General features: G+C 68.2%; 12 protein-coding genes. 3 read left to right on the top strand and 9 right to left on the bottom strand.

What is annotated here, in order from left to right:
- Positions 1–10: 10 nt before the first annotated feature.
- The 8 genes from ACWPN8_RS10575 to dprA form a co-directional block, all read right to left on the bottom strand.
- A complete protein-coding gene (locus tag ACWPN8_RS10575; protein WP_492240749.1) occupies positions 11–1,252 on the bottom strand; it encodes an MFS transporter in 1,242 nt (413 codons plus the stop codon).
- 133 nt (positions 1,253–1,385) lie between these two features.
- Entirely contained in the window at positions 1,386–1,805 is a 420-nt protein-coding gene (gene arfB / locus ACWPN8_RS10570; protein WP_109049835.1) for an alternative ribosome rescue aminoacyl-tRNA hydrolase ArfB, read from the bottom strand.
- Entirely contained in the window at positions 1,802–2,698 is an 897-nt protein-coding gene (rsmA, locus tag ACWPN8_RS10565) for a 16S rRNA (adenine(1518)-N(6)/adenine(1519)-N(6))-dimethyltransferase RsmA (protein ID WP_492240748.1), read from the bottom strand. Before rsmA ends, arfB begins: the two co-directional genes overlap by 4 nt.
- A 68-nt stretch (positions 2,699–2,766) precedes the next feature.
- Positions 2,767–3,075: an AzlD family protein gene (locus ACWPN8_RS10560; protein WP_492240747.1), complete on the bottom strand. Its 309-nt coding sequence runs from the start codon at positions 3,073–3,075 to the stop codon at positions 2,767–2,769.
- Positions 3,068–3,790: an AzlC family ABC transporter permease gene (locus ACWPN8_RS10555; RefSeq protein ID WP_492240746.1), complete on the bottom strand. Its 723-nt coding sequence runs from the start codon at positions 3,788–3,790 to the stop codon at positions 3,068–3,070. Before ACWPN8_RS10555 ends, ACWPN8_RS10560 begins: the two co-directional genes overlap by 8 nt.
- A 22-nt stretch (positions 3,791–3,812) precedes the next feature.
- Positions 3,813–4,679, bottom strand: a complete 867-nt coding sequence (locus ACWPN8_RS10550; RefSeq protein ID WP_492240744.1) for a helix-turn-helix domain-containing protein — start codon at positions 4,677–4,679, stop codon at positions 3,813–3,815.
- A gap of 217 nt (positions 4,680–4,896) precedes the next feature.
- Positions 4,897–7,701, bottom strand: a complete 2,805-nt coding sequence (gene topA, locus ACWPN8_RS10545) for a type I DNA topoisomerase (RefSeq protein WP_492240743.1) — start codon at positions 7,699–7,701, stop codon at positions 4,897–4,899.
- 46 nt (positions 7,702–7,747) lie between these two features.
- Entirely contained in the window at positions 7,748–8,884 is a 1,137-nt protein-coding gene (gene dprA, locus ACWPN8_RS10540; protein WP_492240742.1) for a DNA-processing protein DprA, read from the bottom strand.
- 384 nt (positions 8,885–9,268) lie between these two features.
- On the opposite strand from dprA, the gene ACWPN8_RS10535 reads away from it, so the two are divergent.
- Positions 9,269–10,747, top strand: coding sequence for a methyl-accepting chemotaxis protein (locus ACWPN8_RS10535; protein ID WP_492240740.1), 1,479 nt, complete (start codon positions 9,269–9,271; stop codon positions 10,745–10,747).
- Positions 10,748–10,815: 68 nt separating this feature from the next.
- Here the strand turns inward: ACWPN8_RS10535 and ACWPN8_RS10530 are convergent, their stop codons facing one another.
- Positions 10,816–11,613 (bottom strand): oxepin-CoA hydrolase, alternative type, encoded by a 798-nt coding sequence (locus ACWPN8_RS10530; RefSeq protein ID WP_109096881.1) that lies wholly within the window; start codon positions 11,611–11,613, stop codon positions 10,816–10,818.
- Positions 11,614–11,908: 295 nt separating this feature from the next.
- On the opposite strand from ACWPN8_RS10530, the gene ACWPN8_RS10525 reads away from it, so the two are divergent.
- Together ACWPN8_RS10525 and ACWPN8_RS10520 are read left to right on the top strand one after the other, a co-directional pair.
- A complete protein-coding gene (locus ACWPN8_RS10525) occupies positions 11,909–12,535 on the top strand; it encodes a rhomboid family intramembrane serine protease (RefSeq protein ID WP_492240739.1) in 627 nt (208 codons plus the stop codon).
- A 75-nt stretch (positions 12,536–12,610) separates the two neighbouring features.
- On the top strand, positions 12,611–13,498 hold the full coding sequence (locus ACWPN8_RS10520; RefSeq protein ID WP_109096879.1) for an S-methyl-5'-thioadenosine phosphorylase: 888 nt from the start codon (positions 12,611–12,613) through the stop codon (positions 13,496–13,498).
- Positions 13,499–13,550: the final 52 nt, after the last annotated feature.

The following is a 13,550-nucleotide window of genomic DNA, read 5'->3' as shown; positions in this document are numbered from 1 at the left end:
CGGCGGCGGGTCACTCCGCCGCCGGCACCGGCTCCGCCACCGGTTCGGCCTTGCGGCGGTCGTCCGGCAGCAGCAGGGCTGCGGCGAAGGCCATGGCGGCCAGCACCGACAGGGTCAGATAGAGCATGGTGAAGTCGCCGGTACGCTCATAGACCCAGGCGACGAGCTGGACGGCCAGCGGGCCGGCGCCGAAGGACAGGATGTATTTTGCGCCATAGGCAAGCCCGCGGTGCTTGTCCGGGGTGTAGCGGGCCAGCAGCATGTTCTCCGCCGGGATCTGCGTCTGCGAGGCGATGACCACGAAGGCGGCGGCGGCCACCAGCGGCAGCTCGGCCAGGACGGCCACCGCGGCCATCAGCGGAATCTGGGCCAGCAGGCAAAGGACATAGACCCGCTTCAGCGAATGCCGGTCGGCCAGCACGCCGCCGATCATCTGCGGCAGGGCGGAGATCAGGTAGACCGCCGTCACCAGCCCGCCGACCCCCAGCGTGCCGCTGCCGAGCCAGCCGCCCAGCCGCGCCTCGAACAGCTTGGGCAGCACCACCTGCATGGCGTTGAAGATCAGCCCGGCGCAGACCATGGTCAGCGACAGCACGAAGAAGGCGCGCACAACGTCGCCGCGCGACGGCTTGGGCTGCGGCTTCACGTCGGCATGGCGGTCCTGAACCACGCCGGTCATCATCAGCAGGGCCAGCACGACGCCGAGCACGAGGCAGATCGCGCCGGGGATGATGAAGGCCATGCGCCAGTTCAGCCATTGCGTCAGGCTGCCGGCGACCACCGCGGCGGTGGCGACGCCGAAGGTCCCGAACAGGCCGAGCCAGCCCATCGCCTTGCCGCGGTTCTCGGCGTTCGCCATCATCCAGGCCATGCCGACGGGGTGGTAGATCGACGCCCCCAGCCCCAGCAGGGCCAGCGACCACATCAGCATCTCCGGCCCGTCCGACAGCCCGGCCAGCACCGCCCCGCCGCCGGTCATCAGGTAGAAGACGGCGATCATGCCGGCCGAACTCCAGCGGTCGCCCAGCCAGCCGGCCAGCGGCGCCCCGAGCCCGATCATGAAGGCGCCCAGCGTCCACAGCCGGATCAGCTCGTCATAGGACAGCTTCCACTCGGTCTCCAGCGCCAGCACGATGGTCAGGAACAGAGCCGAGACGATGTGCATCAGCGAATGCCCGACCCAGGCGAAGCCGACGGACAGCCGGGCCGAAGTCGGCGACGGCAGGGCGGCGCTGGCGGATGGATGACTCATCGAACGTCTCCGGCCCCGGATTTGTCCTCGCGGGGGAATGTTTTACAGGCAAGCGAAAGGCAAGGCTGGCACGGGATGGTTGAACCGTCCAATGCGCCTGTCTCATGGCGGGCATGCCGGGTGAGTGTCCGGCTCAGTCCTGCACGTTCCCGCGCATCTTCTTCACCTCCGACCGCTTGGCCTTGCCTTCCAGCCGCCGCTCCTTGGAACCCTTGGTCGGCTTGGTTGGGCGGCGGGGCGGCGGGGGAGGGGCAGCGGCTTCGCGGATCAGGTCGATCAGGCGCTCGCGCGCGTCCTCGCGGTTGCGCATCTGCGAGCGGTGACGGTCGGCCACCAGGATCAGCACGCCGTCCTGGGTCAGGCGCGATCCGGCCAGCCGCTCCAGCCGGTAGCGCACCGGATCGGGCAGGTTGGGGGAGTGGCGCACGTCGAAGCGCAGTTGGACCGCCGTCTCGGTCTTGTTGACGTGCTGGCCGCCGGGGCCGGAGGCGCGGACGAACTCCTCCTGCAACTCGCTTTCGTCCAGGCTGATGCGGGGGTTGACCCGGATCATGCCGGGCTCTCAAGTGGGTTGCGGGCGCGGAAGGCGCGGGCCAGCGCGGCGAAGCCGGCAACGTCGATCTCCTCTGCCCGTGCGGTCGGGGTGATGCCGGTCTCCTCCAGCAGCGCTTCGGCATTGCCCAGCGACTTCAGGCTCTGGCGCAGCATCTTGCGGCGCTGGCCGAAGGCGGCCGCGGTGACCTGCTCCAGGGCGCGCCAGTCGGCCGGCTCCGGGTTGGCGCGCGGAGTCAGGTGGACGACCGTCGATTCGACCTTGGGCGGCGGGGTGAAGGCGCGCGGCGGCAGGTTGAACAGCACGCGGGCGTCGGACCGCCATTGCGTGATCACCGACAGCCGGCCATAGGCCTTGCTGCCCGGCTTCGCCACCAGCCGGTCGGCGACCTCCTTCTGGAACATCAGCGTCAGGCTGACATAGGCCTCGATCCGCGCCAGCCAGCCGAGCAGGAGCGGAGTGGCGACATTGTAGGGCAGGTTGGCGACGATGGCGCGCGGGGCCGGTGCCAGATCCTCCGGATCGACCGTCAGGGCGTCGGCCTCGACGATGGTCAGGCGGCCCTGCGCGGCCTCGATGACGTCGGCCAGGGCTTCGATGAAGCGGCGGTCGCGTTCGATGGCGATGACCTTCACGGCATTGGTCGCCAGCAGCGCGCGGGTCAGGCCGCCGGGACCGGGACCGACCTCGATGGCAGTGGTGCCGGCCGGCAGGTTGGCCGAGCGTGCGATCCGCCCCGTCAGGTTCAGGTCGAGCAGGAAATTCTGCCCGAGCGACTTGCGCGCCTCCAGCCCGAAGCGCGCGATCACGTCGCGCAGCGGCGGCAGGGCGTGCGGGTCGAAAGCTGCCGGAGCGGGGGCGGGAGCGGCGGGGGCGGAGATCGGGTCGGTCATCCCCGATTTATAGGCAACCCCCGCGCGCTTCACCAGACGGCAGTTTGCAACAGGGGCCCATTGGGAGATCACATCAGGCGGCGCAGCACCACCACGGCCACCACGCCGGCCGCCACCGCGACCACCATCGGCACGCGCCGGGCGATCAGGCAGACGAAGGCGGCGGCCAGCGCGTCGGATGGGCGCGACAGGGCGGCCGGCGCCACAAGGGCGACCAGCACCGCGCCGGGCGTCGCCTCCAGCGCCGCATTCGCCGCCGGACCCAGCCGCACCCGCGCGATCAGCCACGGCCCGCCGATCCGCGTCATCCAGGTGACCAGCGCTCCTGCCAGCACGATGGCGAAGACGCTCCAGTCCAGGTTCAGGGCCTCAGGCATTGCGGGTCCTCCCTTGCCCCTTCGCTTGGAGGGCCGCAACCGCCCCGCCGGCCAGGGCGCCGGCCAGGATGTGCCAGGTTCCGCCGGTGGACAGCGCATGGACGGCCAGCGCCGCAGCGGCACTCGCCAGCCAGGGCGGCAGCGATCCGATACCGCGCCAGAACCCGGCCAGCAGGCAGAGGAAGACGGCGATGAAGGTGAAATCCAATCCCCAGGCGGTGGGGTCGGCGATCAGCGCGCCGGCCAGCGTCCCGGCCACCGTGCTGGACAGCCACGCAAGATAGAGCGTCGCCGCCACACCGTACCAATAGGCCAGCGACAACTCCGGTCCGCGGCGCAGCGCCAGCGCCCACTGCTCGTCGGTCATGAAGAACAGCGCCAGCCCCGCCCGTGCCCGGGGCACGCCGCGGAAGCGCGGCTCCAGCGTCGCCCCCATCAGCAGGTGGCGCAGATTGACCAGCAGGATGGCGCCGACCACCGCCAGCCCGGCGCTGCCCTTGTCCAAAAGCTCGACCGCGACGAACTGGGAACTGCCGGCGAAGACCAGGGCGCTCATCAGCCCCATGTCCAGCGCCGACAGGCCGGCCTTGGCGGCGAGGCTGCCCAGGAGGAAGCCGAAGGGAATGGCGCCCGCCACGATGGGCAGGCTATGGACGACACCCGACGCGAAGTCCTGCCGCGGGGATGCCGGTACGGCGAAGCTGCCCGTGCTCATGTCTGTGCTCATAGGGAGGAAGCTAGGCTGCGGCGGCGGGCGCGTCTTGGATCGGATTGCTGCCGCGCCGGTATTGGCCGGGGGAGACGCCGACCCGTCCCTTGAACACCCGGTTGAAATGCGCCTGATCGCAGAAACCGCAGGCCAGTGCCACGTCTGCCAGCGGCAATTGCCCCGCCAGCAGCCGCTTGGCCTGGGCGACCCGCCGGTCGGTCAGATAGCCGTGCGGGGTCGTGCCCACCGCAGCCCGGAAGACACGCAGCAGATGGAAGCGGCTGAGCCCGGCCGCCTCCGCCAGATCGGCCAGTTCGACCGCGCTGTCGAGATGGGCATCCAGATATTCCCGCGCGCGGCGGACCGCCGCCGGTTCCCGCCCCGCCTCGCGCGGCCGCGCCGTCAGATCGCCATGGCGCAACGCCAATGCTGTAAAGGCGCGCAGCGCGTCGGTGTCGGTGCGCAACGGTTCGCGGTACGGCCCCTCCAACCCATGGTGCAGGCCGCGCAGGATCTGGAACAACTCCGGGTCGTCCAGTTCCATGGCGGAGAAATGCGGCGCCGCAGGCCGGCCCAGCGCGTCGGCCATCGCCTGTTCAAACAGCGTCACCGAGGGATAGAACATGCGGTAGGCATAGCCGTCCGCCGCCGGGCGGCCGTCATGCAGGATCTCGGGATCCAGCACCACCACCTGTCCGGCCCGCGCCACCCGTTCGGTGCCGCGGCAGCGGTAAAGCTCGGTCCCGGCGGTGATCACGCCGACCACATAGGTCTCGTGCGTGTGCGGGGCGTAGCTGTGGCGCTGGAAGCGGGCGTTCAGGCATTCCATGCCGTCGAAACGCGCCTCCCGCCACAGCCGGGCGAAGTCGCCGCCGCCGGCTGCTGTCCGGTTCAATGAAGGATCTAACGCGGATTGCTGGTCCATGCCGCAGTCTAACAGGCGGGCGCCCCGGTCGTCTTGGACAGGATTGCTGGCAGGCGCCTCATGCGGGTGGCGCGTTACACACTGTTACACAGCGTCAGCTTGGCCGATATCGTCCGGTTACAGTCGCGCGCGATCATCCCCCTCTTCCCGATGGGAGGAGGGGGAACTGCCAGGGTGGCGAAGGCGGTTAGGACGCCTTCGCGGTCTTCTTCTTCGGCGCGGCGGCTTCGGCGGGTGCATCCTTCGCAGCCTTGGCCTTGGTCGCCTTCTTGGCGGCCGGCTTCTTGGCCGCAGCCTTCGCCGGTGCCTTCGCCTTGGCTGGCTTCTCCGTCTCGGCGCCGTCGGCCTTGGCCGGCTCGGCGTCCTTGGCCGCCTTTCCGCCCTTCTTGGCGGCATCCTTGGCGACCTTGGCGTCGATCAGTTCCAGCGCCTGCTCCAGCGTCACGCTGTCCGGCTCGGTCCCCTTGGGGATCGAGGCGTAGACGCTGGCGTGCTTCACATAAGGCCCGAAGCGGCCCGACCCCATGGTGATCGGCTTGCCGGTCTTCGGGTGGTCACCCAGCGTCTTGGCCGGGGCCGACGCCTTCTTGGCAGCGCCGGCCAGCAGGTCGACGGCGCGGTTGATGCCGATGGTCAGCACGTCGTCGTCGGGCGTCAGCGACTTATAGACGCTGCCATGCTTCAGGTAGGGACCGAAGCGGCCAATGCCGGCGCTGATCTCCTCGGCCGTTTCCGGATGGTTGCCGATGACGCGCGGCAGGGCCAGCAGCTTCAGCGCGGTGTCGAGATCGACGTCGGCCGCGGCCATGCCCTTGGGCAGCGACACCCGCTTGGGCTTCGGCGCCTCGTCCTTCTTCTTTTTCTTCGCCTTCGGCTTCTTGCCGTCCGCCGCAGGCTCCTCTGCGGGCGGCTCCTCCACCGGCGGGGCAGCGGCGGCGGGCGCCGGGCCGAGCTGGATGTAGGCGCCGTAGGGACCGCGGCGCACCGTCACCGGCAGGCCGGTCTCCGGATCGTTGCCCAGCTCGCGCGGGCCTTCCTGCGCCTCGCCGTTCTCGTCGTTGGCGACGGCCAGCGGCCGGGTGTAGCGGCATTCCGGATAGCGCGAGCAGCCGATGAAGGCGCCCATCTTGCCCAGCTTCAGCCCCAGCCGGCCCTCGCGGCAGACCGGGCAGACGCGCGGGTCATGGCCGTCCTCGGTGGCGGCCGGGAAGAAATGGGCGCCCAGCTCGTTGTCGAGCGTGGTCAGCACCTGGGTGATCGTCAGGTCCTTGGTGCCGTTCACCGCCACGTCGAAGGCGGTCCAGAAATCGCGCAGGACGGTCTTCCAGTCGATCTTGCCGTCGGAGATCTCGTCCAGCTGGTTCTCCAGCTCCGCCGTGAAGTTGTACTCCACATAGCGGTGGAAGAAGTTCTCCAGGAAGGCGGTGACCAGCCGGCCGCGGTCCTCAGGGATGAAGCGCCGTTTGTCCAGCCGCACGTAATTGCGGTCCTGCAGCACCTGGAGGATCGAGGCATAGGTGGACGGGCGGCCGATCCCCAGCTCCTCCAGCTTCTTGACGAGGCTGGCTTCGGAATAGCGCGGCGGCGGCTGGGTGAAGTGCTGTTCCGGGTCGATGTCGCCGCGGGAGAGATCATCGCCCTGGTCCATGGCCGGCAGCCGGCGTTCCTGCTGGTCATCCTCGGCCGCGTCGTCACGGTCCTCCTGATAGACCTTCAGGAAGCCGTCGAACACGACGATGGAGCCGGTGGCGCGCAGCACCACGTCCTTGGACGGGCTGGCGATGTCGACCGCCACCTGGTCCAGCACGGCACTTTCCATCTGGCTGGCCAGCGTGCGCTTCCAGATCAGTTCATAGAGCCGCAGCTCGTCACTTTCCAGATAGCCGGCCACCGAGTCGGGGCGGCGGTGCAGGTCGGTCGGCCGGATGGCCTCGTGGGCCTCCTGGGCGTTCTTGGCGGCGGTCTTGTAGACGCGCGGCTGGGCCGGGACGTAGCGCTCGCCATACTGCGTGCCGATCAGGCCGCGGGCGCCGTCGATGGCCTCCTGCGACAGGCTGACGCCGTCGGTTCGCATATAGGTGATGAGGCCGACCGTCTCGCCGCCGATGTCCACGCCTTCATACAGCTTCTGCGCCGTGCGCATGGTGCGGGTGGCGCCGAAGCCCAGCTTGCGCGAGGCCTCCTGCTGCAAAGTGGAGGTGGTGAAGGGCGGCGACGGGTTGCGGCGGCTCTGCTTGCGCTCCACCGTCGAGACGGCGAAGGCCTGCGGACGGATCCGCGCCACCGCGGCCTCGGCGGCCTCGCGGTTGGGCAGGGCGAACTTGTCGAGGCGCTTGCCGTCCAGCTGGGTCAGCGACGCGGTGAAGGCAGAGCCGGCCGGCGTGGTGAAGCCCACTGCGATCGACCAGTACTCCTGCGGCCTGAAGACCTCGATCTCCGACTCGCGCTCGCAGATCAGGCGCAGCGCCACCGACTGCACGCGGCCGGCGGACTTGGAGCCCGGCAGCTTGCGCCACAGCACCGGCGACAGGGTGAAGCCGACCAGATAGTCCAGGGCGCGGCGCGCCAGATAGGCGTCGACCAGCTCCTGCGACACGGCGCGGGGGTTGGCCATGGCGGTCTGGACGGCCGACTTGGTGATCTCGTTGAAGGTGACGCGCTGGACGTCGCGGTTGTCGGACAGGTGCTTTTCGCGAAGGAGTTCGGACAGATGCCAGGCGATGGCCTCTCCCTCGCGATCCGGATCGGTTGCGAGGTAGATGCGGTCGGCCGACTTCACCGCCTTGGCGATTTCGTCGATGTGGCGCTTTGAGCGGTCGCCCAGCTCCCATTCCATCGCGAAGTCTTCGTCCGGGCGCACCGAGCCGTCCCGGGCCGGTAGGTCGCGGACATGGCCGAAGCTGGCGATGACGGTGTAGTCGTCGCCCAGATACTTGTTGATGGTCTTCGCCTTGGCCGGCGATTCGACGATGACGACGTTGCTGCCCGGCAAGAAACCAGCCCTTCGCGTATGCCCACTCAAACCAAGGCGGCGCCGATCAGGCGAGAGAGACCTGATGACCGGGAAGACGCTGGACTCGGCCGGCAAGCTCAAGTTCCAGAACCACGGTCAGCACCACCGGAGCGGACAATTGGCACCCGCGAACGAGTTCGTCAATGGTGACGGGCGAGGGGCCGAGGTTTTCCAGCACCACGGCACGCGCCTTGGCAAGGTCGGATTCGTCGGGTTCCATCGCTCGGCCATGGGTGAGGGCGGGTGCGCTGAACAGGTTGGGCTGCCGTTCGGCCAGCGTCGGCGGGCGCAGGGTTTCGATGGCGCGCAGCACGTCGTCGGTGCGCTCCACCAGCGTGGCGCCCTGGCGCAGCAGGTTGTTGGTGCCATGGCAGCGGGGGTCGAGCGGGGAGCCCGGCACCGCCATCACCTCGCGTCCCTGCTCCAGCGCCATCCGCGCGGTGATCAGCGAGCCGGAGCGCAAGGCCGCCTCCACCACCAGCACCCCCAGCGACAGGCCGGAGATCAGGCGGTTGCGGCGGGGGAAGTGGCGGGCCTGCGGCTGGGTGCCGATGGCGCTTTCCGCCACCGCCACGCCCTGCGCCAGGATGTCGCGGTACAGCCCCTCATTCTCCGGCGGATAGACGACGTCGATGCCGCCTGCCAGCACCGCGGCTGTGCCGCTGGCCAGCGAACCGGCATGGGCTGCGGTGTCGATGCCGCGGGCCAGGCCGGAGACCACCAGCAGCCCGGCCGCCCCAAGCTCCCGCGCCAGAGACTCGGCGAATTTCTTGCCGTTCAGCGAGGCGTTCCGCGCTCCGACGATGGCGACCGCGCGCCGTTGCAGCAAATGGGCATGCCCCATGATCGAGATCACCGGCGGCGCGTCGTCCACCGCGGCCAGGGGTTCCGGGTAGTCCGGTTCGCAGGCGCAGAGCAGCCGGGCACCGAAGCGGCGGTTGGCCTGCATCTCCCGCTCCGCCTCCGCCTTGGCGGCGATGCGCAGCGGCTTGGCCCGCCCGCCGCGCCGCGCCAGATCCGGCAGCATGTCGAGCGCCTTGGCAGCGCTGCCATACTGGTCCAGCAGGCGGTGAAACGTGATCGGCCCGACATTCTCCGTCCGGATGAGGCGGATCCAGTCGAGCCGTTCGGCATCGGTCAAAGGGCGGCGCGGTTGTGTCATGCGGCAAACATTTACAACCTGCTATCGGCTCGTTCAACATACATTCGCGTTATTTCGCCCTGAATTCGATGTTTGTGCTCCTGCATGGGTCGGCAGAGCCGTGTCTGCGGGAATGCCATCGGTCTGGGGTAGCGGCGCGCCGTTGCGAAACAATCTTATTCTGGTGCGGCAACGAAATTCCATCCGCCAAGTTGGAACCAAGATATTAGCTTTAATTCATCTTTGAGATCTATGCAAAAAGTCTATGGTTACTCGCGTTACATGGCATCTGGATGCTTCATGGATCATGAAAATTGTCACAACCTGACAGATTTATTCTTATGGAAACCTCTGCGGTTATCGCTATTATTCGCATACATAATAGAGTACTCACGTGGGGGAGCGATGTTCGGACGGGGAAAGCAAACTCTTGCGCTCAAGCGCAAGATGGCGGCGCTCGATGCGCTGCGCGCCAAGGTGATGGTGGCGGATGCCGATCTGACCATCGTCCATGTCAACCCCGCGGTGGTCGGGCTGCTGCGCCAGGCGGAGGGCGATCTGCGCAAGGAGTTGCCGCGCCTGGACGTCAGTCGCCTGGTCGGCAGCAACATCGACGTCTTCCACAAGAACCCCAGCCATCAACGCGGCATGCTGGCGGCGCTGACCAAGCCGCACAGCGCCACCATCAAGGTCGGCGGGCACCAGTTCGACCTGCTGGTCTCGCCGCTGACCGAGGACGGCCAGCGCATCGGTTTCGTCGTCGAATGGGCCGATGCCAAGGATCGGCTGCAAAACCTCGACTATGCCGCGCAGATGACGGCGATCAACCGGTCGCAGGCGGTGATCGAGTTCACCACCGAAGGCATCATCACCAAGGCCAACGACAATTTCCTGAAGGTGATGGGCTATCGCCTGGACGAGGTCGTCGGCAAGAACCACAGCATGTTCGTCGAAACCGCCTACCGCGACAGTGCGGACTACGCCCGTTTCTGGGAAACGTTGCGGCGGGGCGAATTTCAGGCGGCGCAGTACAAGCGGATCGCCAAATCCGGCAAGCCGGTGTGGATCGAGGGCGCCTACAACCCGATTCTCGACGAAACGGGGCGGGTGGTCAAAGTGGTCAAGTTCGCCGTCGACGTGACCGCGCAGGTCTCGTTGCTGAACAACCTAAAGATCATGATCGATAAGAATTTCGGTGAGGTCGATCAGGCGCTCCGCCTGTCGATGGAGGAGGCGGACTCGGCCAGCCACGCCGCCGGCTCCACCTCGGCCAGTGTCCAGGCGGTGGCCGCGAGCGCTGAGGAACTGGTCGCCTCCATTGCCGAGATTTCCCAGAGCATGACCCGCGCCCGCGCGGCGACCGACGGCGCCTTCGACCGCACGGTGACGGTGGCGGAAAGCACCGACCGGCTGGCGGCGGCGGCCCAGGCGATGAACGGCATCGTCGGGATGATCAACAGCATCGCCGGCCAGATCAACCTGCTGGCGCTGAACGCCACCATCGAAGCGGCCCGCGCCGGAGAGGCGGGCAAGGGGTTCGCCGTCGTGGCCTCCGAGGTGAAGAACCTCGCCAACCAGGCCGGCAAGGCGACCGAGCAGATCTCCGCCGAGATCGAAGGCATCCAGTCGACCTCGACCGAAGTCGCCACCGCCTTGAGCGCCATCCGCGAGGCCGTCGCGGTGGTGCGGGAGCATGTGACCGGCACGGCGTCGGCGGTCGAGGAGCAGAGCGCCGTCACGCAGAACATGTCGTCCAACATGCAGAGCGCGTCGGCCGCCGTTGGGACAGTGACCTCCAACGTCGCCGCCATCTCCACCGCGGTCAGCCAGGTGGCCGGCGCGGTCGAACGGACCAAGGAGGCGGCGCACGTTCTCGTGCGGTGATGCACGGGTGCGCCGATGGATACGAAGACCGGGCGCCGCATCCCACGGCGCCCGGCTGTTCGTATCCATCAGCGCCTGTGGAATGTCGGCGGCCGCTTCTCGAAGAACGCGGTGATGCCCTCCTTCGCCTCGCCATGGTGCAGGGCTTCGACGAACAGGTCGCTTTCGCGGGCAAGCTGGGTGGCGAAGCTGCCATAGGCCAGTTCCATCAGCTTCTTGGCCCGGCCCATCGCGCCGCTCGGCCCTTCGGCGATGGTTCCGGCCCAGGCGATTGCCCCGGCCAGCGCCTGTCCGGGGGCGGTGACGCGGTTGACCACGCCGGCCGCATGCAGACGCGCGGCGTCGACCGGGCCGCCGGTCAGCATCAATTCCGCATAAAGCTGCGGCGGCAGCGCGCGGGCGAGGGAGGCGGAGGCGCCGCCGTCGGCGGTCAACCCGACCTTGACATAGGCGGTCAGGAACTGCGCGTCCTCCGCCGCGACAATCAGGTCGCAGGCCAGCGCCAGCGAGAAGCCGGCACCGGCCGCCGGACCCTCGACTGCGGCGACGATGGGCTTCGGGCATTCGCGCATGGCGCGGACCCAGCCGTGAAAGCGCTCGATGCCGTCCCGGTTCTCCGACCGTGACCGGCTGCCATGGTGATAGAGGTTGTTGAGATGCCCGCCCGAGCTGAAGGCTCCACCGGCGCCGGTCAGCACGATGGCGCCGATGCCGGGGTCGTGTGTCGCCTCATCCAGCGCATCGCGGCCGGCGGACATCATCTTCAAGCCAAGCGCGTTGCGGGTGCCGGCGTCGCTCATGGTCAGCACCATGACTCGGCCCTGGCGTTCCACAGTCATGCTGCCGGTATCCTGACGTTCGTTCATGGTCGTTTCTTCCCCGGTTGTCGTTGTCCGGCAGACCGATCCTCGCCGGATGGTGGAATGACTGTGCCAGCCCGCGAGCGGCGCTCCAATCCGTCCGACCGGTATAGGAGCGTCCCCGATGCCGTGGGAAACCGCTGTTTTTCCGAAATACCCCTTCCTACATTGGGGTGAGACCTATCGCCGCGCAAAGCCATGACGGCGTCGGAATGCGGCACCTGATCTTGCGGGGGGGCAGGGCATGGCGCTGGCGGCGGACCGGCATGGCCGGGGCGGGAAAGGGGGGCCGATCGCCGCCATGGCCGTTCCGCCTTATGCCAACCGCACCATGATCCTCGCCTGCGTGCTGGCCTTCGTCCTGCGGTTGCCGCCGGAATCCTTCGCCTTCGTCCCCGCCTATTTCTTCGGAACGGTCGAACTGGCCGGGCCGCTGCCCACCGGAGCGTTGTGGCGCGGGCTGTTCGGCCATGTGCTGGTTCACGGCGACCTGACGCATCTGCTGTCCAACATGGCGGTGCTGTGGCTGCTGGGCGATGCGGTGGAGCGGCAGGTCGGTCATCTCCGCTATCTTCTGCTGTTCCTCGCCGGAACGGTGGCGGCTGCGCTGACGGAGGGGCTGTTGACCGCCGACCGGATGGCGCCGCTGATCGGCGCGAGCGGGGCGATCTGCGCGCTGATGGGGGCCTTCCTGTGGATGCGTCCGCGCGCGGGCCTGCTGTCGCGGCGCCTGCCACGGCGGCTGGTGCAGGGGGCGATCCTGGTCTTCGCGCTGCTGAACGCAGCGATGACACTTGTGCCGCTGAGCGCCGAGTCCCCGCTGGCCGAGGTCGGCTGGGGTGCTCACGCCGGCGGACTGGCTGCGGGGCTGCTTCTGGGCGCTGTGCTGATCCTGCCCGGGCGAAGCCGGGTGATCGGCGGACTTTAGAAAGTGCCTTGAGCGGTTGCATTCGACGCCGGTCACCGAAATACTCGCGCGATCTTCAGCGGGAGACGGCGGTTCATGAGCGACGGCAAGAGTGGCGAGACTGTTCTGGGCGTGATCGGCGGCAGCGGCCTGTACGACATCGACGGGCTGGAGAACACCCGCTGGGTCAAGGTGACGACCCCCTTCGGCGAGCCGTCCGACGAACTGCTGACCGGCGAACTGGCGGGCCGGAAGCTGGTCTTCCTGCCGCGCCACGGCCGCGGCCACCGCATCCCGCCGTCGGAACTGAACTTCCGCGCCAACATCCATGCGCTGAAACAGCTGGGCGTGACCGAGATCCTGTCGGTGTCGGCGGTCGGCTCGCTGAAGGAGCATCTGCCACCCGGCACCTTCGTGGTGATCGACCAGTTCATCGACCGCACCTTCGCCCGCGACAAGACCTTCTTCGGCAGCGGGCTAGTCGCCCATGTGGCGCTGGGCCATCCGGTCTGCGGGCGGCTGGGCGACCTGATCGAGGAGGCGCTGGCCGAGCTGGACATTCCGCACCAGCGGCGCGGCACCTACATGGTGATGGAGGGGCCGCAATTCTCCACAGTCGCCGAATCGAACCTCTACCGCAGTTGGGGCTGTGACGTCATCGGCATGACCAACATGCCGGAGGCCAAGCTCGCCCGCGAGGCGGAGATGTGCTACGCGACCGTCGCCATGGTCACCGATTACGATTGCTGGCACGAGGGGCACGACCATGTCTCGGTCGATGCGGTGATCCGCGTGGTGGTCGCCAATGCCGGCAAGGCCCGCTCCCTGGTGGCGGCGCTGGCACCGAAGGTGGCGCGGCGCGAGGGGCCATGCGTCCAGGGCTGCCACACGGCGCTCGATAACGCCATCATGACGGCTCCCGGCCACCGCGATCCGGCGATGCTGGAAAAGCTGTCGCTGATCGTGAAGCGCACGCTGGGCTGAGCGGTTGCCGGGGGGGGGGGTGAAAAGGCACTATTTTTTGGAACGGGCGTAC

It is taken from the genome of Azospirillum sp. UENF 112521, from assembly GCF_058780665.1.
This window is presented reverse-complemented; position numbering and strand designations above follow the sequence as displayed.

What these genes read in the sequence shown, in the direction of transcription:
- arfB (WP_109049835.1), bottom strand. Translation starts at nt 1,805, where the DNA reads ATGATCCGGGTCAACCCCCGCATCAGCCTGGACGAAAGCGAGTTGCAG.
- dprA (WP_492240742.1), bottom strand. Translation starts at nt 8,884, where the DNA reads ATGACACAACCGCGCCGCCCTTTGACCGATGCCGAACGGCTCGACTGG.
- ACWPN8_RS10530 (WP_109096881.1), bottom strand. Translation starts at nt 11,613, where the DNA reads ATGAACGAACGTCAGGATACCGGCAGCATGACTGTGGAACGCCAGGGC.
- ACWPN8_RS10525 (WP_492240739.1), top strand. Translation starts at nt 11,909, where the DNA reads ATGGCCGTTCCGCCTTATGCCAACCGCACCATGATCCTCGCCTGCGTG.
- rsmA (WP_492240748.1), bottom strand. Translation starts at nt 2,698, where the DNA reads ATGACCGACCCGATCTCCGCCCCCGCCGCTCCCGCCCCCGCTCCGGCA.
- ACWPN8_RS10535 (WP_492240740.1), top strand. Translation starts at nt 9,269, where the DNA reads ATGTTCGGACGGGGAAAGCAAACTCTTGCGCTCAAGCGCAAGATGGCG.
- ACWPN8_RS10520 (WP_109096879.1), top strand. Translation starts at nt 12,611, where the DNA reads ATGAGCGACGGCAAGAGTGGCGAGACTGTTCTGGGCGTGATCGGCGGC.
- ACWPN8_RS10555 (WP_492240746.1), bottom strand. Translation starts at nt 3,790, where the DNA reads ATGAGCACGGGCAGCTTCGCCGTACCGGCATCCCCGCGGCAGGACTTC.
- ACWPN8_RS10575 (WP_492240749.1), bottom strand. Translation starts at nt 1,252, where the DNA reads ATGAGTCATCCATCCGCCAGCGCCGCCCTGCCGTCGCCGACTTCGGCC.
- ACWPN8_RS10560 (WP_492240747.1), bottom strand. Translation starts at nt 3,075, where the DNA reads ATGCCTGAGGCCCTGAACCTGGACTGGAGCGTCTTCGCCATCGTGCTG.